Genomic DNA, 26,140 nt, shown 5'->3' on the forward strand with positions numbered 1-26,140 from the left:
GACCAGGGAGGACGACAACAAGATGACTGCACAGACCGAGAACCTCGCGGGCCAGATCGCCATCGTGGGCATGGCCGGCCGTTTCCCCGGTGCACGCAACGTGGGCGAGCTGTGGCGCCTGCTGCGCGAGGGCCGCGAGGCCACCGAGTGGCCGGACGACGAGGCGCTGCTGGCCGCCGGCGTGAGCGAGGCCGAACTGGCCGACCCGCAGTACGTCCGCGCCACGCTGCCGCTGGCGGACATGGAGATGTTCGACGCCGGCTTCTTCGGCTTCAGCAAGCGCGACGCCGCCGTGCTGGACCCGCAGCACCGCCATTTCCTGGAGTGCGCCTGGGAGGCGCTGGAGGACGCGGGCCACCCGCCCGAGAAGTTCGACGGCGCCATCGGCGTCTTTGGCGGCTGCGGCATGCAGGCCTACATGGCCTACAACCTGCTGACCAACGCACCGCTGCTGCAGTCCATGGGCCTGTTCCTGCTGCGGCACACCGGCAACGACAAGGACTTCCTCACCACCCGCGTGTCCTACCTGCTGGACCTGAAAGGGCCCAGCGTGGGCGTACAGACCGCCTGCTCCACCTCGCTGGTGGCGGTGCACATGGCAGCGCAGAGCCTGCTCTCGGGCGAGTGCGACATGGCGCTGGCCGGCGGCGCGAGCATCGAGCTGCCGCACCGCCGCGGCTACCGCTGGGCCGATGGCGAGATCCTCGCGCCCGACGGGCACTGCCGCGCCTTCGACGACGAAGCGGCCGGCACGCTCTTCGGCAGCGGCGCGGGCATCGTGGTGCTGCGCCGGCTGGAGGACGCGCTGCGCGATGGGGACCATGTCTATGCCGTCATCCGCGGCTCGGCGATCAACAACGACGGCAGCGGCAAGGCCGGCTACCTCGCGCCCAGCGTGGACGGGCAGGCGCGTGCGGCGGTGGAGGCGCTGGCGGTCGCGGACGTGGACCCGGCATCGGTGGGCTACATCGAGGCACACGGCACGGGCACGCCCGTGGGCGACCCCATCGAAGTCGCCGCGCTCGCGCAGGCCTATGGCGACGCGCCGCAGGGCGGCGTCGGCCTGGGATCCATCAAGACCAACATCGGCCACCTCGACACCGCCGCCGGCGTGGCGTCCCTCATCAAGGTGTGCCTGGCACTGCGCCACGGCCTGCTGCCGGCCACACTGAACTTCCAGCGCGCCAACAGCCGCTTCCAGGACGCGCTGCGGCCCTTCCACGTCAACGACCAGCCGCGCCCCTGGCCGCGCGGCGAGCGGCCCCGCCGGGCCGCCGTCAATTCACTGGGCGTGGGCGGCACCAACGCCCACGTGGTGCTGGAAGAGCCGCCGCTGCGGCAACGTGCCGGTGATGCCGGTGATGCCGGCGAGCCGGGCTGGCAGGTCTTCACGCTCTCGGCCCGGAGCGCCGCGTCCCTGGCCGCCCTGCGCGAACGCTGGCAGGCCTTCGCCGCCGAGCCGCCGCCGGAGTTCGACCTCGCAGACGCGGCCTTCACCACGCAGGAGGGGCGGCGCGCCTTCCCGCACCGGCTGGCGCTGGTCGCCCGCGACCTGGACGGCCTGCGCGCGGCGCTCAAGGGCCCCGTGCCCGGCCGGCCATCCGCCGCGAGTGGGGTGGCGGGCCGCACGGCGCCGCCGGTGGTCTTCCTTTTTCCCGGTGGTGGCGCGCACTTCCCCGGCGCGGGCCGCGACCTGCTGCGCTATGCCGCCTTCCGTGCGGCGGTGGACGAGTGCATCGCGGCCCTGCCGGCCGATGCGCCGCCCCAGCTCGGACAGCGCCTCTTCGCGGGCGAGCCCGGCCATGCCGAGGACGTCGCCTGGCTGGAGGCACCCGTCAACGCCATCCCGGCGCTCTTCATCCTGGAGTACGCGCTGGGGCGGCTGTGGCTGTCCTGGGGCGTGAAGCCGGCCGCGATGATGGGCCACAGCGCGGGCGAGTACGCGGCCGCGTGCCTGGCGGGCGTTTTGAGCCTGCCCGACGCGCTGCGCATCGTGGTGCTGCGCGGACGCCTGTTCGAGAAGGCACCGCGCGGCGGCATGCTCTCGGTGGACCTGCCGCGCGATCAGCTCGCGCCGCTGGTGGACGAACTGGGCCTGGACATCGCCGCCGTGAATGCGCCCGACCTGTGCCTGGTCTCCGGCGCACCGGACCGCCTCGCTGTTCTGAAGGAGCGGCTCGCGCAGCAGGGCGTGGAAGCGCGACGCCTGCACATCGACGTGGCCGCGCACTCGCGCCTGCTGGACGGCATCCTGGACGAATTCCGCGAGGGCATCCGCGGCATCGCGCTCAAGCCGCCGCAGATCCCCATCCTCTCCAGCCTGAGCGGGGAATGGATCACGCCCGAGCGTCCCCTCGAGGGGGACTACTGGGCGCGCCACCTGCGCGAGCCGGTGCAGTTCGCCCGGGGCATTTCGCGCCTGATGGCCGAGTTGCCCGACTGCGTGCTGCTGGAGACGGGGCCGGGGCAGGGGCTGGGGTCCCTCGCCCGCCACAACGGCGCCGGCACCGGTCATCCGGTGCTGGCCTCCGGCCGCAAGGCCGACGAGGCGGACGGCGACGTTCCCGCCCTGCTCGCCAGCGCCGGGGTGCTCTGGACCCGGGGTCTTGCCCTCGACTGGTCGGCCCTGCGCGGCGAGCAGCCGCGTCGGCGCATCCCGCTGCCCACCTACGCCTTCGAGCACGAACGCCACTGGATCGAAGCCGGACGCATGGCGACCGAGCCCGCGCCGCAGGAAGCGTCCGCTGAGGCGTCGGGGCCGAAGCGGCTCGCGTCGCTGGACGACTGGTTCCGCGCGCCGCAGTGGCAACCGCAGCCGGCGCCGCAGGGCCCGGCGCCCGGACGCTGGCTGTTGCTGGGCGCCGAGGTTCCCATCGCAGCCGCCTTGCGCCAGACCCTGCAGGCGCAGGGCGCGCAGGTCCTGGCCGTGGAATCCGGCCCGACCTTCGAGCGCCGCAGCCCCGAAGCCTTCGCCTGCGACCTCGGTCGCCCCGAGCAGCTCGCGCAGCTCCTGGAAACCCTGGAAGGCGAGGGCCGCTGGCCGCAGCGCGTGCTGCACTTCGGCGCACTGCTCGGCGCGGGAGAAGGCGCTTTCGCCGCGCAACGCGCCGGCGCCTTCGACCAGCCGGTCGCCTTCGCCCAGGCCCTGCAGCAGGCCGACCTCAGCCAGCCGCTGGAACTGCTGCTCGTCACGCGCGGCAGCCAGGGCGTGGAGGGCCACGCGCCGGTTGCGCCCGCGCAGGCCCTGGCCCTGGGGCCCTGCCGCGTGATCCCGCGCGAGCTGCCGCAGGTGCGCGCCCGCCTGGTGGACCTCGACCCCGGGGCCAGCCCCGAGGACTCGGCCCCGCAGCTGCTGGCCGAGGCGGCCGCCACCGACGCCGGTGACCTCGCCGCCTGGCGCGCCGGCAAGCGCTGGCAGCCGCGCACCGTGCGCCTGCCGGCCCCCCAGGCTGGCGTGGCGCAGCGGCTGCGCGACGGCGGCGTGTACCTCATCACCGGCGGCCTGGGCGGCATCGGCCTGGAGCTGGCGGACTTCCTGGCCCGGCGTCACAAAGGCCGGCTGGCCCTGGTCGGGCGGCGCGGCTTTGCACCGCGCGCGCAGTGGCCCGCCCTGGCCGCCCGCGCCGCCACCGACCCGCAAGGCCGCGTTGCCGCGCGCCTCATCGCGATGGAGGAGGTCGGCGGGCAGGTCCTGTGTCTGCGCGCCGACGTGCTCGATCGCGCCAGCATGGCCGAGGCGCTGGAGGCCTGCCGGCGTGAGCTGGGTCCTGTCGAGGGCGTGTTCCACGCGGCCGGCGAAATGGCCGACGCGCCGCTCGCGACCAAGCCGCTGGCCGACATGCACCGCCTGATGGCCGGCAAGGCCGAAGGCGCGCAGCTGCTGCACGCGCTGCTGCCGCCGGGGGCGCTGCGCTTCTTCGCGGTCTTCTCGTCCACCAGCGTGGAACTCGGGCCGCCGGGCCAGGTGGACTACGTCGCCGCCAACGCCATGCTGGAGGCGCTGGCCCTGTCGCGGCCCGACGGCTGGGTGCTGCGTTGGGGCGTCTGGGCGGATGTGGGCATGGCGGCGCGCGCCGATGCGGGGTCGGCCCAGGCGGCACCGGACGCGCCGCCGCTGCATCCCCTGCTCGGATGGCGCGCCGATGCCGAGGGCGCCGTGGTGTTCGAGACGCTGCTCGATCCGGCCCGGCTCTGGGTGCTGGACGAGCATCGCGTGGGCGGCCGCGCCGTGCTCCCGGGGACCGGCTACCTGGAGATCGCCCGCGCCGCGCTGGCCGCCTTGCATCCGGGCGTGCCCATGGAGCTGGAGTCGCTGTCCTTCGAGGAAGGCATGGTGTTCGAGCAGGGCCCGCGCCGCATGCAGGTGCGCCTGCAGGCCGGCGAGGACGGCTACGACTTCCTGGTGCGCAGCCGCGGCGCCGACGACGCGGGCTGGACCGACCATGCGCGTGCCGGCCTCAAGCCCTTCCTGGGCACGCTCGTGCCGGCACCCGCGCCGGCAGGGCCGTGGCAGGCCGGGCGGGCGCCGCAGGCGCGCAGCACCGCACTCGCCTTCGGCCCGCGCTGGGGCAACCTGGCGCGCATGCGCCTGGCCCAGCGCTCGGCCGTCGCCGAGCTGGTCCTGCCCGACGCCTTCCGCGCCGACCTGCCGACCTGGGGCGCGCACCCGGCGCTGGCCGACATGGCCGCCACTTTCGGCCTGCACCTGCTGGAGGAGGGCGAGCGCGAGCAGCGCCTCTGGGTGCCGGTCTCCGTGGACCGGGTGCGCTGGATCGCGCCACTGACGCCCGAAATCACCAGCCGCGTGGAGTTGCGCGGGCGGCCGGGCCACGGCGTCGCGAGCTTCGATGTGAGCCTGCATGGCCCGGACGGCGCGCCGCTGGCCACCTTCGAGGGCTTCACCCTGCGCGCCATCGATCCGGCGCAGCTCAGTGCGCCGCGCGCGGCCAGCGGCCAGCGTCCGGCGGCCCTGGCGCAGGCGCTGCGCGAGAACGGCATTCGTGCGCAGGACGCACCGGCGGTGTTCGAGCGCCTGTTCAGCCTCGATGCGCCGCAGCTGACCGTCTCCTCGGTGGAACTGCGCAGCGTGCGGTCCCTGATGGCGCCGACGGCGCAGCGTGCACCGGCGGTGCCTGCACGCCCGCGTGAGGCGGGCGCGCCGGACGAGGCCGCGCTCACGCCGACCGAGCAGGCGCTGGCCCAGGTCTGGCGCGAGCTGCTGGGTATCGAGCAGGTCGGGCGCGGCGACGACTTCTTCGCCCTCGGCGGCCACTCGCTGGTCGCCGTGCGGCTCTTCGCGCGCCTGCGCAAGCAGTTCGGCGCCGACCTGCCGCTGGCCACGCTGTTCGAGGCGCCCACGCTGGGGCAACTCGCTGCGCTGGTGGCGCAGCACGGCACCTCGGTGCCTGCGGCCGCCGCGTCGGCGGCCGCCGCGCCCGCACCCGACGCCCAGGCGCCGGAGCCGGCGCGCTCCCCCGCGCCGTCCAACGTCATTCCCCTGGGCAAGCGCGGCTGGTCGCCGCTGGTGGAGATCTGCCGCGGCGAGGCGGGCCGCAGGGCACTGTTCTGCGTGCACGGCGCCGGCGGCAACGTGCTGAACTTCAAGCTGATCTCCGACCGCGTCGGAACCCACCAGCCCTTCTTCGGCCTGCAGGCGCAGGGCGTGGACGGACGGCTACCGCCCCTGGGGACGGTCGAGCAGATGGCGGCGCAGTACCTGGAGGCGATCCGCAGCGCGCAGCCGCAGGGGCCCTACCGCCTTGCGGGCTACTCGGCGGGCGGCGTCATCGCGCTGGAGATGGCGCAGCGCCTGCGCGCCCAGGGCGAGCAGATCGAGCTGCTGCTGATGATCGACACCCTCTCGCCCGCGGCGGCGCGGCGGCCGGTGCCGCTGTGGCGCAAGCTGTGGCTGATGCGGCACTGGACGCTGCGCTTCGCGCTCGACTGGCCGCAGCGCCGGCGGCGCGGGCGCGAGATCGAGCTGCGCTACACCGAGGCGCTGGAACAGCTCGCACGCGGCGAGCCGCTGCCGCCGGAGCTGGTGGACTTCCACCTGTTCCGCAACTTCATGGCCGCCCAGGCCCGCTACGAGCCGCAGCCCTATCCGGGCGACATGGTGCTGCTGCGGGCGCGCGAAAGCGAAAACCAGTACCTGCAGGCCGGCCGCACGCTGGGCTGGGAGGCGCATGTGCAGGGCCCGATCGACTCGCAGTTCGTGGACGGCTCGCACTTCACGATGATGAACGAGCCCGGCCTGAGCCAGCTCGCACAGGCCATCCGGGGCGAGCTGGAGCGGGTGGACAGCGGCCGCCGGCGCGACCCGGCCGGCGGCTCCCGCGGCGCGGGACGGGGGTGGTGGAGGGCGTTCGCGCGCTGACCGGATCGGGCCTGTGTGATGGCGGCGGGCCAATGTCCCAGCAGGTGAGGTCCGCACCCGGTCTGCGGTATGGTCCGCCGCATGACCACCGGCACTTCCTTCTGGCACCTGGGCTGGCGCACCCTCTGGCGTGACTTGCGCGCGGGCGAGCTGCGCCTCTTGATCGTCGCGGTCGTGCTCGCGGTGGGCGCCCTCACCGCCGTCGGCTTCTTCGCCGACCGGCTCAAGGGCGGCTTGAACCGCGATGCGCGCCAGCTGCTCGGCGGCGATGCGGTGGTCTCCAGCGACCATCCGGCGCCACCCGCGTTCCTCGACCGGGCGCGTGAGCTGGGCCTGGAGACCGCCCGCACCCTCACCTTTCCCACGATGGCGCGCGCCGCGCAGGCGCAGGGCGGCGCCGTGCGCCTGGTGGCGCTCAAGGCGGTGGAGGCTGGCTATCCGCTGCGGGGACGGGTGCGCACGGCGCCGGCCGTCGGTGCCTCGGGCAGCGAGACCGCCGAGGTGCCCGCTGCCGGCGAGGCCTGGGTCGATGCGCCGCTGCTGGAGGCGCTGTCGCTGCGCGTGGGCGACGCCTTGCTGCTTGGCGACGCGAGCCTGCGCATCGCCCGCATCATCACGCTGGAGCCCGACCGTGGCGCCGGCTTCATGAGCTTCGCGCCGCGCGTGATGATCAACGAGGCGGACCTCGCGGCCACCGCGCTGGTGCAGCCGGCCAGCCGCGTGCGTTACCGCCTCGCGGTGGCGGGGCCCGACCCGGCAGTGTCGCGCTTCGTGGACTGGGCCGAGCAGCGCCTGGAGGCGCGCGAGCTGCGCGGCATGCGCATCGAGTCGCTGCAGGCCGGCCGGCCGGAGATGAGCCAGACGCTGGACCGTGCCGAGAAATTCCTCAACCTGGTGGCGCTGCTGGCTGCCTTGCTCAGTGCCGTGGCCGTGGCCCTGGCCGCACGGGGGTTCGCGGCGCGGCACCTGGACGACTGCGCCATGCTGCGCGTGCTGGGGCAGAGCCAGCGCACCATCGCGCTGGCCTACGCGGTGGAGTTCGCGGTGGTCGGCCTCGCGGCCTCCGCGCTCGGCGTGGCGCTGGGCTTCGGCGTCCACTTCGTCTTCGTGCTGCTGCTCGCCGGGCTGGTGGAGACGGCGTTGCCGGCACCGGGCCTGTGGCCCGTGGCCTTCGGCTTCGGCATGGGGCTGACGCTGCTCTTCGCCTTCGGCCTGCCGCCCGTGCTGCAGCTGGCACGCGTGCCGCCGCTGCGGGTCATCCGCCGTGAGCTGGGCGCGCTCAAGCCGGCCTCGCTCGCGGTGCTGGGCGTGGGCATCACCGGCTTCGCCACCTTGCTGCTCGCGGCCAGCAGCGACCTGAAGCTGGGCGGCATCGCCGTGGGCGGCTTCGCCGGCGCCGTGCTGCTCTTCGCCGGCCTGAGCTGGGCGGCGGTGAAGCTGTTGCGCCGCGTGGTCAACGAGAGCACGGCGCCGCGCTGGCTGGTGCTGGCCACGCGCCAGGTCTCGGCCCGGCCGGTCTATGCGGTGGTACAGGTCAGCGCGCTGGCCGTGGGCCTGCTGGCGCTCATGCTGCTGGTGCTGCTGCGCACCGACCTCATCGCCAGCTGGCGCGCGGCCACGCCGCCGGACGCACCCAACCGCTTCGTCATCAACGTGATGCCCGAGCAGGAGGAGGGCTTCCGAGCGCTGCTGCGCGAGGCGGGCGTGCCGCGCTACGACTGGTACCCCATGTTCCGGGGTCGTCTCGTCGCGGTGAACGATCGGCCCGTGTCGCCGGACGATTTCACCGACGACCGCGCGCAGCGCCTGGTGGACCGCGAGTTCAACCTCTCGCACAGCGCCGAGCAGCCGCCCCACAACCAGATCGTGGCCGGCCGCTGGCAGACCGAGGAGGCTGGCGCGGTGAGCGTGGAGGAGGGGCTGGCCGAGACCCTGGGCCTGAAGCTGGGCGACGTGCTGCGCTTCGACATCGGCGGCGTGCAGAGCGAGGCGCGCGTCACCTCGCTGCGCAAGGTGGACTGGGGCTCCATGCGGGCCAACTTTTTCGTCATGTACCCGGTCAGCCGCCTGCCCGAGGTGCCTGTGACCTACATGGGCGCCTACCGGGCGCCCGACCGGCCGGGCTTCGACAACGCGGTGGTGCGCGCCTTCCCCAATGTCACCAGCGTGGACATGACCGCCACCTTGAACCAGGTGCAGCGGGTGCTGGACCAGGTGATCCGCGCCGTGGAGTTCCTCTTCGGCTTCACCCTGGCCGCCGGGCTGGTGGTGCTGTTCGCGGCCGTGACGGCCACGCGCGAGGAGCGCGCTCGCGAGTACGCGATCATGCGCGCGGTCGGCGCGCAGTCCTCGCTGCTGCGGCAGGTGCAGCGCGCCGAGCTGGCCGGCGTCGGCCTGCTGGCGGGCTTCCTGGCCAGCGTGGTGGCCATCGCGGTGGGCTGGGCGCTGGCGCGCTACGCCTTCGACTTCAGCTGGCGCGCGTCCCCGTGGGTGCCGCTCTTCGGCGCGCTGGCCGGCGCCGCGCTCGCACTGGCGGCCGGGTGGTGGGGCTTGCGGGAAGTGCTGAACCGGCCGGTGATCGTGACGCTGCGGCAGGCCAGCGAGTAAGGATCGCAGCTTCTCAGGGCAGCTGCGCCGAACGCATGCGGGCGCTGATCACCCCGGCCCGGTCGGCCAGGTAGTCGGACTGGGGCAGCTTCTCGTAATGCTTGGGCCGCGGCAGCATGACGGCCAGGCGCGCCGCTTCCCAGGCGCTGAGCTGGGAGGCGCTCTTGCCGTGGTAGCGCCGCGCCGCGGCTTCCGCCCCGAACACGCCTTCACCCCACTCGACGCTGTTGAGGTACAGCTCCAGGATGCGCTCCTTGGGCAGAAGGATTTCCAGCGCCAGGGTCAGCACGGCTTCCTGGCCCTTGCGCAGCAGGGTGCGCTCGCCCGAGAGGAACAGGTTCTTCGCCAGCTGCTGCGTGATGGTGGAGCCGCCGATGATCCTGGGGCTGCGGCCCGCGGCGAGCCGGGCGCGGCGGGCGGCCTGGCGCTCGGCCCGCGCGTTGCGTTCCCAGGCGGACTCGATGGCTTCCCAGTCGAGGCCGTCGTGCTGGGTGAAGCTGTCGTCCTCGGAGGCGATGACGGCGCGCTTGAGGTGGTCGGACAGCTCGCCATAGGGCACCCACTCCTGGCGCCAGCGCCAGCGCTTGCCGGGCTCGGTCGCGAGGCGCCAGGCTTCGGAGCGCTGGAAGGCGGTGGACTGCGGGTCGATCCAGGCCATGAGCGCGATGCGCAGCACGAAGAACAGCTGCAGCGCGAGGAAGGCCGCGAGCACGAGCAGCAGCCAGCGCAGGGCGATCTTCATGCGCGCGGCGCTGCGCCTTCGAGCAGCGTGCGCAGTTGCGAAAGCACCGCCGCCGTGGGCGGCCGAACGCCGCGCCAGCGGAGGAAGGACTCCGCCGCCTGCTCCACCAGCATGCCCAGGCCGTCGCGCGGCACCGCGCCATGGCTGGCCGCCCAGTCCAGGAAGCCACGCGCCGCCGGCCCGTACATCAGGTCGCAGGCGAGGGCGCCGCGCGCCAGCACGTCAGGGCGCACCGGCACGGCCGCCTCCTTGAGGCTGCTGGCCGTGGCGTTGACGACGAGCTCGTGGGCCTCGCCCGCCTCGTCGAGGGTTCCGCAGGCAAGCTGCACGCCGTGCTCGTCGGCCCATGCCTGATGCGCCGCGACCAGTGCCTCGGCCTTGGCCACCGTGCGATTGACCATCATGACCCGTGCCGGCCGCGCCGAAATCACCGGTCCCAGCAGCCCGGCGGCGGCGCCGCCGGCGCCGACCAGCAGCACGCGCCGCCCAGCCAGCGCGAAGCCCGCGCCCTGCTCAATGTCGCGCACCCAGCCGGCACCGTCCGTGTTGTCGCCCAGGATGCTGCCGTCCTCGCGCAGCACCAGCGTGTTGCAGGCGCCTGCGAGTGTGGCGCGGTCGGTCAGTTCCGAGGCCAGGGCCGCGGCCTCGAACTTGAAGGGCACGGTGACGTTGCAGCCGCGCCCGCCTTCGGCCTGGAAGCGCCGCACCGCATCGGCAAAGCCGTCCAGCGGCGCCAGCAGGGCGTCATAGCGCAGGGCCTGCCCGGTGAGCTCGGCGAAGCGGGCGTGGATCCAGGGCGACTTGCTGTGCGCCACGGGATGGCCGATCACGCAGTAGCGATCCATCATCGTGCGGCGATCAGCGGTCCGAGAGCTGGGTTTCCAGCGTCTCCTCGCGGGTGAAGCGGAAGCGCGAGACCACCACGATCTGGTCGGCCCGCGCACGCATGCCCTGGTTGAAGCGGCCGAAGGGGCTGGCCGCGCGGGCAATGCTGACCGCACGGCGGTCCAGCGTGGGGTTGCCCGATCCGGAGACGATCTCGGCGGCCAGCATGCGGCCGTCGTGGTTGACGGTCAGGAGCATGGTGAGCTCGCCATAGAGCTTGTTGCCGGCGAGCTCGGGGAAGTTCTGCGTGCCGCGGTCCTCGATCCTGCGACGCAGCGCGTCGTAGTAGATGGCGTAGACCTCCTCGCGGGTGGAGGGGCTGATGTAGCGCTTCTTGGGTCGCGCGTTCTCTTCGTTGATGCGGCGTTCGATCTCGGCGAGCAGCTGCAGCAGCTGGCGCCGCTTGTCCTCGCGGGCACGCGCCTCGGGGTTGTTGGCACGCTGGCGCGGATCGGGCGGGGGCAGGGCCGCGAGCTGCCGCTGCGCCTGGGCCAGCAGCAGCATCTGCTGCTCCTGCATAGCCTCCACGCGGGCTTGCGCGTCCTCGGCCGAGTCGCCGGTGGCCGTGAGCGCCGAGGGCGGCAGGGGCGAAGTGGCGCGGCCCTTGTCCAGATCTCCGCCGCCGGCCAGCGAGAACTGCGCGATGGCCTGGGCCTTGTCCGGGCGTTCGTCGCTGCGGGCGTTGACCAGCACCACCTCCAGGGGCGTGTCCTGGAAAACGCGGTTGAAGGCCTCCGGGTCGACGATGCGGACCGTGAGCAGCGCCGCATGCACGGCGACCGACAGTCCCAGGGCAATCTGCAGGGTGCTCAGGCGCTTGAGGTTCACGAGGGCGGATTATCGTCGGCCGCCGCGGGCTCGCTCACGTCCACCGCGATGGCGATGGGCCCGGCCACGGTTTCTTCCTCCGCGGTGTCGTCGAGGGCCGACACCGCAGCCGGCCCGGTGTCCAGGCGCTCCACCACCGTGCCATGCACGTCCAGCGCGATCTCGTCGATCTCGCCGAGGCGCACGCGCACGCGGGCGCCGCGCGGCAGGTCGCCCGCGCCCAGCACGGGCAGCACCAGGGGGAGGGTGTCGGCACGCACCAGCCCCTCCTTGATCACGCTGGCCTCCAGCTCCGTGATGCCCTGCTGGCGCAGGTAGCGCAGCGTCCAGAAACGCTCCATGGCGGCCTGGTGGCCGTTGTAGGCCGAGTAGGCCGCGTCGAAGCCCGAGATGATGGAAAAGAGCTCGGCGTCCTTGGGCTTGAAGGGTGCGGCCAGGGCCGCGGTGCGGCCGTGGCGCGCGGCCGCGATGATCTGCCACTGGTTCACCAGGTCGGTGTAGCGGCGAAGCGGCGAGGTGCTCCAGGCATAGCACTTGACACCGATGCCCGCGTGGGGCGCCGGCTTGGTTCCCATGCGCACCTTCACGCCCGGAGCCATGCTGGCCTGGCTGCGGTAGATGGCGGGCACGCCCAGGTCGGCCAGCCACTGGCCCCAGCTGCTGTTGGCGAGGATCATGGCCTCGGCCACGATCAGGTCCAGCGGCGCGCCGCGACGGCGCACGCCGATCTCCACCTGCTCGGCCCCAGAGGGCTCGGCGCCGTCCTTGCCGACCAGGCGGAAGTTGTAGTCGGGCCGGCTGAAGTTCTCCGGCTTGCCCCGCACCAGCTCGCGCAGCGACTTCAGGTGCCGGGCGAGGCGCCAGAGAAAGGCCAGTGGCTCACGCAGGCGCGCGGCGAAGTCGGGCACGTCGGCAGCGCCATCGTCTGCGCCTTCCAGCCAGGCTTCGGTGATGGCGGTGTCGAGCTGGTCGTGCCGCAGGTTGACTTCGATGGGGACACGCTCGAGGCGCGTCTGCGTGTCCTCGATCGCCAGGCTGGCTTCGTCGAAGGTGACGTAGAGCGACACGGCGGGGCAGGCGCGCCCGGCCTCCAGGGTGTAGGCCTGTACCACCTCGTCGGGCAGCATGGTGATCTTGTGGCCCGGCATGTACACCGTGGACAGGCGCTGGCGGGCGACGCCGTCGAGCGGGCTGCCCGGTTGCAGCGCCAGCCCCGGCGCGGCGATGTGGATGCCCACGGTGACGCGGCCGCTGCCCAGGCCCTGCACGGACAGCGCGTCGTCGATCTCCGTGGTGGCGGAGTCGTCGATGGACCAGGCCGACACCTGGGCGAGCGGCAGCTCGCCGGTGCTGTCCGGCACGGGCAGGGCGGCAAAGCCGGTGCCCTTGGGAAAGTACTCCAGCAGGAAGCGCTTCCAGTGGAACTGGTAGGGCGAGTCGATGGCGCCGGCCTTCTGCAGCAGCGCCAGCGGCGCCAGGTGCGTGCTGCGCGAGGCTTCCACCACGGCCTTGTACTCGGGCGCGTTCTTGTCCGGCTTGAAAAGAATGCGATAGAGCTGCTCGCGGATCGCGGCCGGGCAGGTGCCTGCCGCCAGTTCGGCGGCCCAGGCCTCGATCTGCGCCTGCTGCTGCTTTTTCTTCTCGATGGCGGCCAGGGCCTGCTGCACGATCTCCGCCGGCGCCTTGCGGAAGCGCCCCTTGCCCGCGCGGCGGAAATAGTGCGGCGCCTCGAAGAGGCGGAACAGGGCGCCCGCCTGCTGCGCCAGGCTGGCCTGCTCGCTGAAATAGTCGCGCGCCAGGTCGGCGAAGCCGAACTCCTCGTCGGGCGCGAACTCCCAGGCCAGCTCCAGCTCGATGCTCTGGGCCACGGCCTGCGCCTGCGCGATCAGTTCGGCCGGCTGCGGCTTGTCGAACTTCAGCAGGACGTTGGACGCCTTGACCTTCACGCGCTTGCCGCTTTCCAACTCCACCTGCGCGGAGGACTCTGCCTCGGACAGGATGCGGCCGGCCTGGAACTTCCCGGCCTCTTCAAACAGGATGAACATCGGGCGATTGTCCCATCCCAGGTTCAGCCGCCAGTCCCAGGAAGCCGAGCACGCGCGGCAGGCGCTCGGCGAAGTCGGAGATGGCGTGGTCGCCGCCTTCGATCAGCTCGATGCGCGCGCCGGGGTACCGGCCTGTCATCTCCCGCCAGTCCAGCACCTCGTCGCCCTTGGCGATGATCGCGAAGTAGCGCGCCGGGTCGGTGATCGCGCCCGGTTCCAGGGCCCGCAGTTCGTCGATGAAGCGCGGCTCGAACCAGAAGCGCTGCCCGGGGTCGTGCCAGGCGCTGTGTTCGCCGACATGGCCGGCCAGGTCGCGCGCGGGGTTCACCGCCGGGTTCAGCAGCACCGCCCGGCATCCGGTGGCCTGGGCGACGCAGGTGGCATAGAAGCCGCCGAGCGACGAGCCGATCACCCCCATGCGTTCGCGTGGCCAGTTCGCCACGCCGTGCAGAACCATTTCCATGGCCTCGCGCGGCGAAGGCGGCAGCTGCGGACACCACCAGTGCAGCGGCGGATGCGCCTTCGCCACGCACTCGGCCACCATCACGGCCTTGGTGGAGCGGGGCGAGGAGCGGAAGCCGTGGAGGTACAGCAGATGTGTAACCGGCTGGGCTAGGGTCATGGCCGCATGATGCCAGCGGCGATAATCGCCGCCCTATGTCAGCCGTGTTCGAGAAGCCTCCGCTGTGGCGCCGCGCCGCGCCCCTGCTGCAGGGCTTCGACGGGCCGCTCGCGTTCGCCGTGTTCCTGCTCGCCGGTGCGGGCCTGCTGGCCATGTATTCCTCGGGGTTCGACCACGGCACGCGCTTCGTGGACCATGGCCGGAACATGCTCATCGCGGGCTTCGTGATGTTCGTGGTGGCGCAGATTCCGCCGCAGCGGCTCATGGCGTTGGCGGTGCCGCTCTACGTGCTCGGCGTGTCGCTCCTGGTCGCGGTGGCGATCTTCGGCATCACCAAGAAGGGCGCCAAGCGCTGGGTCAACGTCGGCATCGTCATCCAGCCCAGCGAGTTGCTGAAGATCGCCACGCCCCTGATGCTGGCCTGGTGGTTCCAGAAGCGCGAGGGACAGCTTCGACCGCTGGACTTCCTCGTGGCCGGCGCGCTCCTCCTGCTGCCCGTGGGCCTGATCATGAAGCAGCCGGACCTGGGCACGTCGCTGCTGGTCATGGCGGCGGGACTCTCGGTCATCTTCTTCGCCGGCCTGCCTTGGCGGCTCATCGTGCCGCCTTTCCTGCTGGTACTCGTGGGCATGGTGCTGCTGGTCGCCTTCGAGCCGCAGCTGTGCGAGGCCGGCAACCGCTGGCCCGTGCTGCACGACTACCAGCAGCAGCGCATCTGCACCCTGCTCGATCCCGGCAAGGACCCGCTCGGCAAGGGCTTCCACATCATCCAGGGCATGATCGCCATCGGCTCGGGGGGCCTGTTCGGCAAGGGCTTCATGCAGGGCACGCAGACGCACCTGGAGTTCATTCCCGAGCGCACGACGGACTTCATCTTCGCCGCGTACTCCGAGGAGTTCGGCCTGGCGGGCAACCTGCTGCTCATCGCCGGCTTCGTGTTCCTGATCCTGCGCGGCTTCGCCATCGCCCTGGAAGGCTCGACCCTGTTCGCGCGCCTCATGGCCGGCGCGGTGACCATGATCTTTTTCACCTACGCCTTCGTGAACATGGGCATGGTCAGCGGCATCCTGCCCGTGGTGGGCGTGCCGCTTCCCTTCATCAGCTACGGCGGCACGGCCATGGTGACGCTGGGCCTGGCCCTGGGCATCCTGATGTCCATCGCGCGGACCAAGCGGCTCGTGCAGAGCTAGGCTTGTCCCCGGTCCGCAGCGGGTGAGACCTTCACCCTAGAATGCCCCATGCTTTCCCGCGACCCCACCATCGAACGGCTGGCCACCGCCCAGCGCCTGCTGCTGGAGCCCTTCGGGCTCGATGAATCCCACCTCACCCGCGCCCTGGCGGAGATCACCCGCCACCGCGTGGACGACGCCGACCTGTACTTCCAGTACACCCGCAGCGAAGGCTGGAGCCTGGAAGAGGGCATCGTCAAGACCGGCAGCTTCAGCATCGACCAGGGCGTGGGCGTGCGGGCGGTCAGCGGTGAGAAGACCGCCTTCGCCTATTCCGACGACATCTCCGAAGCCTCGCTGCTCGATGCCGCGCAGACCGTGCGCACCATCGCCGCCGCCGGCCGCTCCGCGCGTGCCAAGGTGCCCGCGCGCCGCGTGGCCAGCAGCCGCTCGCTCTACGACGGGCTGGACCCCATCGCCACGCTGGACAGCACGGCCAAGGTCAAGCTGCTGGAAAAAGCCGAACAGCTCGCCCGCGCCAAGGACCCGCGCATCGTGCAGGTCATGGCGGGCCTGGCCAGCGAGTGGGACGTGGTGCTGGTGGCCCGTGCCGACGGCACCCTCGCCGCCGACGTGCGCCCGCTGGTGCGCCTGTCGGTCACCGTCATCGCCGAGCAGGACGGCCGCCGCGAGGTGGGCTCCCATGGCGGCGGCGGCCGCTTCGGGCTGGCCTACTTCGATGAAGCCCGCGTGCAGGAGTACGTGGATGCAGCGGTGAACGCCGCCCTCACCAACCTGGAGTCGCGTCCCGCGCCGGCCGGCGAGATGACGGTGGTGCTGGGTTCGGGCTGGCCGGGCATCCTGCTGCATGAGGCCGTGGGCCATGGCCTTGAAGGCGACTTCAACCGCAAGGGCTCCAGCGCGTTCTCCGGCCGCATTGGCAAGCGCGTGGCGGCCAAGGGCGTCACGGTGCTGGACGACGGCACCATCGCCGACCGTCGCGGCTCGCTCAACGTCGATGACGAGGGCAACGCCAGCCAGCGCAACGTGCTGATCGAGGACGGCATCCTGCGCGGCTACATCCAGGACTCGCTCAATGCGCGGCTCATGGGCGTCAAGCCCACCGGCAACGGCCGGCGCGAGAGCTATGCGCACGTGCCCATGCCGCGCATGACCAACACCTACATGCTCGGCGGCGACAGGTCGCCCGACGAGATTGTGGCCAGCATCAAGAAAGGCCTGTTCGCCACCAACTTCGGCGGCGGCCAGGTGGACATCACCTCGGGCAAGTTCGTCTTCTCCGCCAGCGAGGCTTTCTGGGTCGAGAACGGAAAGATCCTGTACCCGGTCAAGGGCGCGACCATCGTGGGCAACGGCCCCGATGCGCTCACGCGCGTGAGCATGATCGGCAACGACATGCGCCTGGACTCGGGCGTGGGCACCTGCGGCAAGGAAGGCCAGAGCGTGCCGGTGGGCGTGGGCCAGCCGACGCTGCGCATCGACGGCCTGACCGTGGGCGGCACGGCCTGAGTGGCCGCACGCCGGTTCCCTGTGCTACATTCCCGCCCCATGCCTCGCAGCAGCGTTTTCTTCTTCGGCTACTTTTGGTTTTTCTCCAGCCCCGGCGGCCGAGAGACCTGCGCGTAGCCCGAACAGACAGCGCAAGAATCCCGAGAAAACCGCCGGACCCCCGGCGGTTTTTTTTCGTCCCCGGCTTTCTTTCCGACCCTTCAGCAAGGAGCTTCCGATGTCCACCGCCCCCAACGCTTCCGCCGCCGATGACTGGCGCACGCATCCCGTCGACAAGACCAGCCGGACCGACGACGAGCGCATCAAGGACATCACCGTGCTGCCCCCGCCGGAACACCTGATCCGCTTCTTCCCGATCCGGGGCACGCCGGTCGAGCAGCTCATCTCGGACACGCGGCGGCGCATCCACGACATCATGGCCGGCACCGACGACCGCCTGCTGGTGGTGGTCGGACCCTGCTCCATCCACGACCCCGTCGCCGCGCTGGACTACGCGCGCCGGCTCAGGGAGGTGCGGGCGCGGCACGCGGACACGCTGGAGGTCGTTATGCGGGTGTACTTCGAGAAGCCCCGCACCACGGTGGGTTGGAAGGGCCTGATCAACGACCCCTACCTGGACGAGAGCTTCCGCATCGACGAGGGCCTGCGCATCGCGCGCCAGCTCCTGATCGACATCAACCGCCTGGGCGTTCCGGCCGGCAGCGAGTTCCTGGACGTCATCTCGCCGCAGTACATCGGCGACCTGATCGCCTGGGGCGCCATCGGTGCGCGCACCACGGAAAGCCAGGTGCACCGCGAGCTGGCCTCGGGCCTGTCGGCGCCGATCGGATTCAAGAACGGCACCGACGGGAACATCCGCATCGCCACGGACGCCATCCAGGCGGCCGCGCGCGGCCACCACTTCCTGTCGGTGCACAAGAACGGGCAGGTCGCCATCGTGCAGACCCAGGGCAACCGCGACTGCCACGTGATCCTGCGGGGCGGCAAGGCCCCCAACTACGATGCCCGAAGCGTGGCCGCCGCCTGCGCCGACCTCGAAGCCGCGGGCCTGCCGCCGCGCCTGATGGTGGACTGCAGCCATGCCAACAGCAGCAAGCAGCACGAGCGGCAGCTGGAGGTGTCCCGCGACATCGCCGGGCAGCTCGCGAGCGGATCGCGCCAGGTCTTCGGGGTCATGATCGAAAGTCATCTGGAAGCCGGCGCCCAGAAGTTCACGCCCGGCAAGGACGACGCGAGCCGGCTCGCCTACGGCCAGAGCATCACCGATGCGTGCCTCGGCTGGGACCAGTCCATGCAGGCGCTGGACCAGCTCGCACAAGGCGTGAAGGCGCGGCGCGGCTGAGCCGGCAGGCGTCAGCCCAGGGCCTGCAGCAGCCGGCCGTGGATGCCGCCGAAGCCGCCGTTGCTCATGCACAGCACTTGGTCGCCTTCGCGCACCTCGGCCAGCACGAGCGCGAGCAGGGCGTCGATGTCGTCCGCCACCCGGGCCCGCGGCCCCATGGGCGCCAGCGCCTCGCGCGGGTCCCAGCCCAGGCCGCCGGCATGGCAGAAGGCGAGGTCGGCCTGTTCCAGGCTCCAGGGCAGCTGGGACTTCATGGTGCCCAGCTTCATGGTGTTGCTGCGCGGCTCGAACACCGCCAGCAGGCGCTGGCCCGGTGCGAGCCGCCGGCGCAGGCCGTCCACCGTGGTGCGGATGGCGGTGGGGTGGTGGGCGAAGTCGTCGTAGACGGCGATGCCGCGCACCGTCCCGCGCAACTCCATGCGCCGCTTGACGTTGCGGAACTCGCCCAGCGCCCGGCAGGCGTGCGCGGGCGCCACGCCCAGGTGATCGGCGGCGGCGATGGCGGCCAGGGCATTGAGCTGGTTGTGCACGCCGCCCAGAGCCCACTCGACGCGCCCGCAGACCTTGCCGCCCTGCAGCACGTCGAAAGCCTCCGGTTCGCCCCGCGCGGTGAAGTCGCTCACCGCCGCGCCGAAGCTGCGCACCTCGCTCCAGCAGCCCGCGTGCAGAACGCGCGTGAGGCTTTCTTCCAGGCCGTTGACGACGACACGACCGCTGGCCGGGACCGTGCGCACCAGGTGGTGGAACTGCCGCTCGATGGCCGCCAGGTCGTCGAAGATGTCCGCGTGGTCGAACTCCAGGTTGTTCAGGACGGCCGTGCGCGGCCGGTAGTGGACGAACTTGCTGCGCTTGTCGAAGAAGGCGGTGTCGTACTCGTCGGCCTCGATCACGAAGGGCCGTCCTTGGCCGAGGCGGGCCGAGACGCCGAAGTTCACCGGCACCCCACCCACCAGGAAGCCCGGCGACAGCCCCGCCTGCTCGAGGACCCAGGCCAGCATCGAGGTGGTGGTGGTCTTGCCGTGCGTGCCGGCCACGGCGAGCACATGGCGGCCCTGCAGCACATGCTCGGCCAGCCACTGCGGGCCGCTGGTGTAGGGCTGGCCGGACTCGAGAATGGCCTCCATCAGCGGGAATTTCGGCGAGCCGTCGGCCTGGCGGGCGCGCGAGACCACGTTGCCGATCACCCAGACGCCGGGTGCCAGGCTCATCTGGTCAGTGCCCCAGCCCTCGATCAGCTCGATGCCCAGGGCCCGCAGCTGGTCGCTCATGGGCGGATAGACACCGGCGTCGCAGCCGGTGACGCGGTGCCCGGCCTCTCGCGCCAGCGCGGCCAGGCCGCCCATGAAGGTCCCGCAGATGCCCAGGATGTGAATGTGCATGGGCGGCGATTATCGATGGGCAGGCGGGTGCAACACCGGGCATCCGCATCGGGGCGAGAATCGTCGGCTTATGGACAGCCTGAAGAACGAGATCGCCGCGACGGCCGCCCGCCTGGTGGTGGAGGAGGGCCTGGAATGGGGCCCGGCCAAGCGCCGCGCCGTGCGCCAGATGGGTCTGGGCCCGCGCACGGCACTCCCGGACAACGACATCCTGGAGGATGCGGTGCGCGAGTACCTGCAGCTTTTCTGCGCCGACACCCAGCCGGCCGAGCTGGCCGCGCTGCGGCGCCTGGCCCTGGCGTGGATGCAGCGGCTGGCCGAGTTCCGACCGCACCTGTGCGGCGCCGTCTGGCACGGCACGGCCACGCGGCTGTCGGACGTGTACCTCCAGCTCTTCTGCGACGACCCCAAGTCGGCCGAGATCGCCCTCATCGAGCGCGGCGTGAGTTACGACGCGCGCACCATCACCGGCTTCAACGGTGAGGCGGTCGATGCGCTGAGCCTCTCCAGCCCTTGCCCGGAGTTGGGCGAGAGCATCGGCGTTCACCTGATGATCCACGACCACGACGACCTGCGTGGCGCCCTGCGGCCGGACGGTCGCGGTCGGCAGCCCCGCGGCGACCTGCAGGACCTGCGGCAGCGCATGAGCGAGGAGGGCACCGATGGCCCGACCTGAATCCCGCCGCGGCCTCCTGTTCGCGGGCGTGGCGGCGCTCGCCGGCCTGGCCGGCGGCGGCCTGGCCTGGTGGCGCTTCAGAGACGATTCGCCAGCCGATGAACGCATCGCACCGACGTTCTGGTCGCTGCGCTTCCCGACGCCACAGGACGGCGAACTGCGCATGGACGCCTTCCGGGGCCGGCCGCTGCTCGTGAACTTCTGGGCCACCTGGTGCCCGCCCTGCGTGGAGGAGATGCCGCTGCTGGACCGCTTCCATCGCGAGCACGCGGCCGCGGGCTGGCAGGTGGTGGGCGTGGCCGTGGACCAGGCGCCGGCGGTGCGGCAGTTCCTCGGCCGCACGCCCGTGGGCTTTCCGATCGCACTGGCCGGGCTGGACGGGGCCAGCCTCGGGCGGGACCTCGGCAACCGGGTCGGGGGCCTGCCCTTCACGGTGCTGATCGGCCCGGACGGGCGCATCCTCCAACGTAGAATCGGCCAGCTTTCTGCTGATGAGCTAGCCCGCTGGCGTTCCGCCAGCACCGGCTGAGGCTTGGCGCACCGCCCTGTCGCATGTAAAAAGGCGACAAGAAAAACGTAAATAACGGTGAATCGATGTACATTCGCCGCTTTTCTGGACTCGGGAGATTTGATGGACCTGCGCAAACTGAAGACCTTGATCGACCTGGTTTCAGAGTCCAACGTCTCGGAACTTGAGATCACCGAGGCCGAGGGCAAGGTTCGCATCGTCAAGGGGCAGCCTCCCGTCATGCAGGTTCCCATGGCCGCTCCCCTGGTCCAGGCGAGCGCGCCGGCACCGGCGCAGGCCGCTCCCGCAGCCGCGCCTGCCGTGGCCGCCGCCCCGGCCCAGGAGAGCGGCCACGTGGTCAAGTCGCCGATGGTCGGCACCTTCTACCGCGCATCCAGCCCGGGGGCCAAGCCCTTCGTGGAGCTCGGCGCGCAGGTCAAGGCCGGCGACACGATCTGCATCATCGAGGCCATGAAGATCCTCAACGAGATCGAGACCGACAAGGCCGGCACCATCGTCAAGGTGCTGTGCGAGAACGGCCAGCCAGTCGAGTACGGTCAGCCGCTGTTCGTCATCGAGTGAGATCGCCGGCCGTACCAGCCGGACGCTTCGGGCAGGCGGCCCGCGCCGTATCGGCGGGCGCCTTTCCTGCCGCCCTCGGCCTGTGCGGCGGACGGCGGCAGAAGAACATGTTCAACCCACACCATCCCGATCCCCGGCCGCAGCGCGTGCGCTGCCACGGCACGGCCGGGCGGTCCCCCTGCGACGGAGGCATCGCGTGTTCAAGAAAATCCTGATCGCCAACCGCGGCGAAATCGCGCTGCGCGTCCAGCGCGCCTGCCGCGAACTGGGCGTCAAGGCCGTGATGGTCTATTCCGAGGCCGACCGGGACGCCAAGTACGTGAAGCTGGCCGAGGAGGCCGTCTGCATCGGACCGGCCCCTTCGCCCCTGAGTTACCTCAACATGCCGGCGATCATCTCGGCCGCCGAGGTGACCGATGCCGAGGCCATCCACCCGGGCTACGGCTTCCTGTCGGAGAACGCCGGCTTTGCCGAGCGGGTGGAAAAGAGCGGCTTCCAGTTCATCGGGCCCACGCCCGAGTCCATCCGCATCATGGGCGACAAGGTCTCGGCCAAGCAGGCCATGATCAAGGCCGGCGTGCCCTGCGTGCCGGGTTCGGACGGCGAGCTGCCCGACGACCCGGTCCAGGTGCGGCGCATCGCGCGCACCATCGGCTATCCGGTGATCATCAAGGCGGCCGGCGGTGGCGGCGGGCGCGGCATGCGCGTGGTCCACACCGAGGCGGCGCTGGTCAATGCGGTGCAGATGACCCGCGCCGAAGCGGGCGCCGCCTTCGGCAACCCGGCGGTGTACATGGAGAAGTTCCTCCAGAACCCGCGCCACATCGAGATCCAGGTGCTGGCCGACAAGCACCGCAACGCGGTGTTCCTCGGCGAGCGTGACTGCTCCATGCAGCGGCGCCACCAGAAGATCATCGAGGAAGGGCCGGCGCCGGGCATCCCGCGCAAGCTGATCGACCGCATCGGCGAGCGCTGCGTGGCCGCCTGCAAGAAGATCGGCTACCGCGGCGCCGGCACGTTCGAATTCCTGTACGAGAACGGCGAGTTCTACTTCATCGAGATGAACACGCGCGTGCAGGTGGAGCACCCGGTCACCGAGATGATCACCGGCGTGGACATCGTCAAGACGCAGATCATGGTGGCCGCCGGCGAGAAGCTGCCCTTCACCCAGCGCGACGTCCAGATCCGCGGCCACGCCATCGAGTGCCGCATCAACGCCGAGGACCCGTACAAGTTCGTGCCCTCGCCGGGCCGCATCACCCTGTGGCACGCGCCGGGCGGCCCCGGCGTGCGGGTGGACTCGCACGTCTATCACAACTACTTCGTGCCGCCCAACTACGACTCCATGATCGGCAAGATCATCGTGCACGGCGACACGCGCGAGCAGGCCCTGGCCCGCATGCGCACCGCCCTGCTGGAGACCGTGGTCGAAGGCATCAACACCAACATCCCGCTGCACCGCGAGCTGATGGTGGACGCGAAGTTCATGGCGGGCGGCACCAACATCCACTACCTCGAAGACTGGCTCGCGCACCACAAACGGTAAGGGCTTCCCCCCCCCCCCCGGGGCGGCCTGCGGCCGCTTTCCCTTCAAGGGGGCGGCATCAGCGGCCCGGCGAAGCCGGTTCCGCGATGGCCCTGCCGTGGGGGACACCCCCCTTGCGGCCTGCGGCCGCGTCCCCCGCTTGAGAGCGGGCTTGTTATCGTGAGCTCGCTGCGCGGCGCGTGGCTCCTTATTCGCTTCGGAGCTTTTTATGTTCGAGTTGACCCTGCTGGTTCCCGAGGCGGCCGTCGAGGCCGTGGGCGATGCTCTGGAGGCGTTGGAGGCCTTGAGCGTGTCCGTCGAGGACGCGGACGCGCAGACGCCGGCGGAGCAGGCGCTGTTCGGGGAGCCGGGCATGCCGCCGCCCAAGGAAGGATGGCAGCGCTCGCGGCTGGTGGCCTTGTTCGCCGAGGAGGCGCAGGCGCGCGAGGCGGCGGGCCTGTTGCAGCTGCAGGACTTTTTTGCGGGCAGCGCGGTGCTCGGCATCGCCGAGTTGCCTGAGCAGGACTGGGTGCGCCTGACGCAGTCGCAGTTCGAGCCGGTGGAGATCACGCCGGAGTTCTGGATCGTGCCGAGCTGGCACGCGCCGCCGGCCCAGGCGCGCGAGGTGATCCGCCTGGACCCGGGGCTGGCCTTCGGCACCGGCACCCACCCCACCACGCGCATGTGCCTGCGCTGGATCGCCACGCACCCGGTTGCCGGGCGGCGGGTGCTGGACTACGGCTGCGGCTCGGGCATCCTGGCCATCGGCGCGGCGCGCTTCGGGGCCGGCGAGATCGATGCGGTGGACATCGACGAAGCGGCGGTCCAGGCCACGCGGGACAACGCGGTGGCCAACCAGGCCCTCGTGCGCGCCGGCCTGCCCGACGCGGCCACGGGACGCTATGGCCTGGTGCTGGCGAACATCCTGGCCTCGCCGCTGAAGGTCCTCGCGCCCTTGCTGTGCGCCCATGTGGACGCCGGCGGCGACCTGGTGCTCGCGGGCATCCTGGAGCGGCAGGCCGATGAGCTGCGCGCGGCCTATGCGCCCTGGTGCCGGCTGGACGTGGCCGATACCCAGGAGGGCTGGGTGCTGATGACGGCGCATTTCTGAGCCCGGGCGCGCTGGCCCGCGTGCCGGCCCTGCGCGTGAGGCCGGCGCACTAGAATCGGCGGCTCATGAGCCATACACCCTCGTCGCACCCCAGCCGCTCGAAGCGCCGGGCCAGGCGCACCCGCATGGGAGCATGGCGGGCGTGATCACCCGCTGCCCAGCCTGTGCCACGCTGTTTCGGGTCGTCCCGGACCAGTTGCGCATCGCCGAAGGCTGGGTTCGTTGCGGGCACTGCTCGGAGGTCTTCGACGCCAACGAGCACCTGCATTCGGAGCTCGCGCAAGCGCCCGAGCCGGCGCCGGTTGCGCCCGAGGCGGGCGGGCACGAGGCCCCGGCTCCGGCGCCCGCCGAGGGCGAGGCCGACGTTGAGGCCGACGTTGAGGCCGACGTTGAGGCCTCCAGCGCACCGGAGCTGCCCGGCGCGCTGGACGCGCACCAGCCACTGCCCGGGCCCATGCCCATCGACATCCTCCTGGACGAGCCGGGCCCGCACACGCCTGCGGCGAACGAACCCTTGAGCGCGCCGCCGGACCCGGCGGGCACTGCGGCCGACGCCGATGCCCAGTCCGAGGTCCCTGCATCCGCGAGCGCGACCGCGAGCGCACCCGCGTTGCCCTCCACCGAACTCGTGCCGGTTCAGGCGGGCGCCGCCCCCGCCAACGAGCCCGCCTGGTACGCCGAGTACAAGCGCGGCTTCGACAGCCCACCCGAGCCGGGCGCCGAGGACGAACTCGTCGGCCCCGACCTGGACGAACTCTCCTTCGTGCGCGAGGCGCGCAGCCGCGCCTTCTGGGACAGCCCCGCCGTGAAAACCGTGCTGGCGCTGCTGGCGCTCACGCTGGTGCTGCTGCTGGCCGCGCAGGTGGCCCTGTACTGGCGCGACCGGCTCGCAGCCATGCAGCCGGCCTTGCGGCCGCTGCTGGAGCTGCTGTGCCGGCCGAGCGGCTGCGTGGTCGGCACGCCGCGCCAGATCGAGTCGGTGGTGATCGACAACTCGTCCTTCAACCGGCTGGGCCCCGACAACTACCGGCTCTCGCTCACGCTGCGCAACCGCTCCGTGACGAACGTCGCCTTGCCCTCGATCGAACTCACGCTGACCGACGCGGCCGAACAGCCCCTGGTGCGCCGCGTGCTCTCGCCACAGGAGCTCGGCTTCACCACGCCTGCGGTCATCAGTCCGGGCAGCGAGCGCTCGACCACGGTGGACCTGAGCCTCGGGGCGGACCCGCTCGCCACGCGCGTGGCGGGCTACCGCCTGCTGGCCTTCTACCCCTGATCCCTCTTTTCTTTTTCCTCTCACGGAACGCACCACATGGCAGCAGTGATCTGTGGCTCCCTGGCCTTCGACACCATCATGAATTTCGAGGGCCGCTTCGCGCAGCAGATCCTGCCGGAGCAGCTCCACATCCTGAACGTGTCCTTCCTGGTGCCGGCCCTGCGGCGGGACTTCGGCGGCTGCGCGGGCAATATCGCCTACGCGCTCAAGCAGCTGGGGGGCGAGCCGCTGCCCATGGCCACGCTCGGCAGCGACGGCGGCGAGTACCTCGCGCGCCTGCGTGAACTGGGCATCAGCACCGACTTCGTGCGGCAGGTGGAGGACAGCTACACCGCGCAGGCCATGATCATGACCGACCGTGACAACAACCAGATCACGGCATTCCACCCCGGCGCCATGATGCAGGCGCACGGCACGCGCATCGAGGCACGAGCGGACATCCGCCTGGGCATCATCTCGCCGGATGGCAGGGACGCGATGCTGCAGCACGCCGAGCAGTTCCAGGCCGCCGGCATTCCCTTCGTCTTCGATCCCGGCCAGGGCCTGCCCATGTTCGACGGTCCCGAGCTGGCCCGCTTCGTCGATCAGGCGAGCTGGGTCACCGTGAACGATTACGAGGGCAAGATGCTGTGCGAACGCACCGGCTGGACGCTGGCCGAGATCTCGCGGCGCGTGAAGGGCCTGGTGGTGACACTCGGTGCCGAGGGCTGCGAGCTGTGGATCGATGGCGAACGCACGCATGTCGCGGGCGTGCAGGCCACCGAGGTGGTCGATCCGACGGGCTGCGGCGACGCCTGGCGCGGCGCCCTGCTGCACGGCCTGGAACAGGGCTGGACGCTGGAGCAGTGTGCGGTGCTGGGCAACCGCGTCGGCGCGCTCAAGATCGCGAGCCGTGGGCCGCAGAACTGGAACTACAGGGACTAGGGGCGAGGGGCTG

The 26,140-nt window shown here is 71.6% G+C and carries 18 protein-coding genes; 12 read left to right on the forward strand and 6 right to left on the reverse strand.

What is annotated here, in order from left to right:
• The first annotated feature begins 22 nt into the window (after positions 1 to 22).
• Positions 23 to 6,376: a type I polyketide synthase gene (locus tag EZ242_RS09190; protein WP_167784702.1), complete on the forward strand. Its 6,354-nt coding sequence runs from the start codon at positions 23 to 25 to the stop codon at positions 6,374 to 6,376.
• 81 nt (positions 6,377 to 6,457) lie between these two features.
• A complete protein-coding gene (locus EZ242_RS09195; protein WP_135284833.1) occupies positions 6,458 to 8,983 on the forward strand; it encodes an ABC transporter permease in 2,526 nt (841 codons plus the stop codon).
• A 13-nt stretch (positions 8,984 to 8,996) separates the two neighbouring features.
• Here the strand turns inward: EZ242_RS09195 and mtgA are convergent, their stop codons facing one another.
• Genes mtgA through EZ242_RS09220 form a run of 5 tightly spaced genes read right to left on the reverse strand, consistent with a single transcriptional unit; the run spans position 8,997 to position 14,105 of the window.
• A complete protein-coding gene (gene mtgA, locus EZ242_RS09200) occupies positions 8,997 to 9,725 on the reverse strand; it encodes a monofunctional biosynthetic peptidoglycan transglycosylase (protein WP_135284834.1) in 729 nt (242 codons plus the stop codon).
• Positions 9,722 to 10,573, reverse strand: coding sequence for a shikimate dehydrogenase (aroE, locus tag EZ242_RS09205; RefSeq protein WP_135284835.1), 852 nt, complete (start codon positions 10,571 to 10,573; stop codon positions 9,722 to 9,724). Before aroE ends, mtgA begins: the two co-directional genes overlap by 4 nt.
• 10 nt (positions 10,574 to 10,583) lie before the next feature.
• Positions 10,584 to 11,438, reverse strand: a complete 855-nt coding sequence (locus tag EZ242_RS09210; RefSeq protein ID WP_135284836.1) for an energy transducer TonB — start codon at positions 11,436 to 11,438, stop codon at positions 10,584 to 10,586.
• A complete protein-coding gene (locus tag EZ242_RS09215; protein ID WP_135284837.1) occupies positions 11,435 to 13,483 on the reverse strand; it encodes a ribonuclease catalytic domain-containing protein in 2,049 nt (682 codons plus the stop codon). Before EZ242_RS09215 ends, EZ242_RS09210 begins: the two co-directional genes overlap by 4 nt.
• Positions 13,467 to 14,105, reverse strand: a complete 639-nt coding sequence (locus EZ242_RS09220) for a YqiA/YcfP family alpha/beta fold hydrolase (RefSeq protein ID WP_135284838.1) — start codon at positions 14,103 to 14,105, stop codon at positions 13,467 to 13,469. The genes EZ242_RS09215 and EZ242_RS09220 overlap by 17 nt, the downstream gene beginning before the upstream one ends.
• A gap of 35 nt (positions 14,106 to 14,140) precedes the next feature.
• On the opposite strand from EZ242_RS09220, the gene rodA reads away from it, so the two are divergent.
• The 3 genes from rodA (at position 14,141) to EZ242_RS09235 (ending at position 18,146) form a co-directional block, all read left to right on the forward strand.
• Positions 14,141 to 15,295, forward strand: coding sequence for a rod shape-determining protein RodA (rodA, locus tag EZ242_RS09225; RefSeq protein ID WP_135284839.1), 1,155 nt, complete (start codon positions 14,141 to 14,143; stop codon positions 15,293 to 15,295).
• Positions 15,296 to 15,343: 48 nt separating this feature from the next.
• A complete protein-coding gene (gene tldD, locus EZ242_RS09230) occupies positions 15,344 to 16,804 on the forward strand; it encodes a metalloprotease TldD (RefSeq protein WP_135284840.1) in 1,461 nt (486 codons plus the stop codon).
• A 217-nt stretch (positions 16,805 to 17,021) separates the two neighbouring features.
• Positions 17,022 to 18,146 carry a 3-deoxy-7-phosphoheptulonate synthase gene (locus EZ242_RS09235; protein WP_135284841.1) on the forward strand — a complete coding sequence of 375 codons (1,125 nt, stop codon included), beginning with the start codon at positions 17,022 to 17,024 and terminating at the stop codon, positions 18,144 to 18,146.
• Positions 18,147 to 18,157: 11 nt separating this feature from the next.
• Here EZ242_RS09235 and mpl read toward each other — a convergent pair whose 3' ends face one another.
• Entirely contained in the window at positions 18,158 to 19,525 is a 1,368-nt protein-coding gene (gene mpl / locus EZ242_RS09240) for a UDP-N-acetylmuramate:L-alanyl-gamma-D-glutamyl-meso-diaminopimelate ligase (protein WP_135284842.1), read from the reverse strand.
• 70 nt (positions 19,526 to 19,595) lie between these two features.
• Here mpl and EZ242_RS09245 point away from each other — a divergent pair, with 70 nt between their 5' ends.
• From EZ242_RS09245 to EZ242_RS09275, 7 genes are all read left to right on the forward strand, one after another.
• Entirely contained in the window at positions 19,596 to 20,201 is a 606-nt protein-coding gene (locus EZ242_RS09245) for a hypothetical protein (RefSeq protein WP_135284843.1), read from the forward strand.
• On the forward strand, positions 20,188 to 20,730 hold the full coding sequence (locus tag EZ242_RS09250; RefSeq protein ID WP_135284844.1) for a TlpA family protein disulfide reductase: 543 nt from the start codon (positions 20,188 to 20,190) through the stop codon (positions 20,728 to 20,730). Before EZ242_RS09245 ends, EZ242_RS09250 begins: the two co-directional genes overlap by 14 nt.
• Before the next feature lie 102 nt (positions 20,731 to 20,832).
• Positions 20,833 to 21,291, forward strand: coding sequence for an acetyl-CoA carboxylase biotin carboxyl carrier protein (gene accB / locus EZ242_RS09255; RefSeq protein WP_135284845.1), 459 nt, complete (start codon positions 20,833 to 20,835; stop codon positions 21,289 to 21,291).
• Positions 21,292 to 21,487: 196 nt separating this feature from the next.
• Positions 21,488 to 22,837, forward strand: coding sequence for an acetyl-CoA carboxylase biotin carboxylase subunit (accC, locus tag EZ242_RS09260; RefSeq protein ID WP_135284846.1), 1,350 nt, complete (start codon positions 21,488 to 21,490; stop codon positions 22,835 to 22,837).
• 208 nt (positions 22,838 to 23,045) lie between these two features.
• Entirely contained in the window at positions 23,046 to 23,927 is an 882-nt protein-coding gene (gene prmA / locus EZ242_RS09265; protein WP_135284847.1) for a 50S ribosomal protein L11 methyltransferase, read from the forward strand.
• 142 nt (positions 23,928 to 24,069) lie between these two features.
• Entirely contained in the window at positions 24,070 to 25,203 is a 1,134-nt protein-coding gene (locus tag EZ242_RS09270; protein ID WP_167784703.1) for a zinc-ribbon and DUF3426 domain-containing protein, read from the forward strand.
• Positions 25,204 to 25,239: 36 nt separating this feature from the next.
• Positions 25,240 to 26,127 (forward strand): carbohydrate kinase family protein, encoded by an 888-nt coding sequence (locus tag EZ242_RS09275; RefSeq protein ID WP_135284849.1) that lies wholly within the window; start codon positions 25,240 to 25,242, stop codon positions 26,125 to 26,127.
• The last annotated feature ends 13 nt before the right edge of the window (positions 26,128 to 26,140 follow it).

The organism is Ramlibacter rhizophilus (genome assembly GCF_004681965.1).
Taxonomy (GTDB): Bacteria; Pseudomonadota; Gammaproteobacteria; order Burkholderiales; family Burkholderiaceae_C; genus Ramlibacter; species Ramlibacter rhizophilus.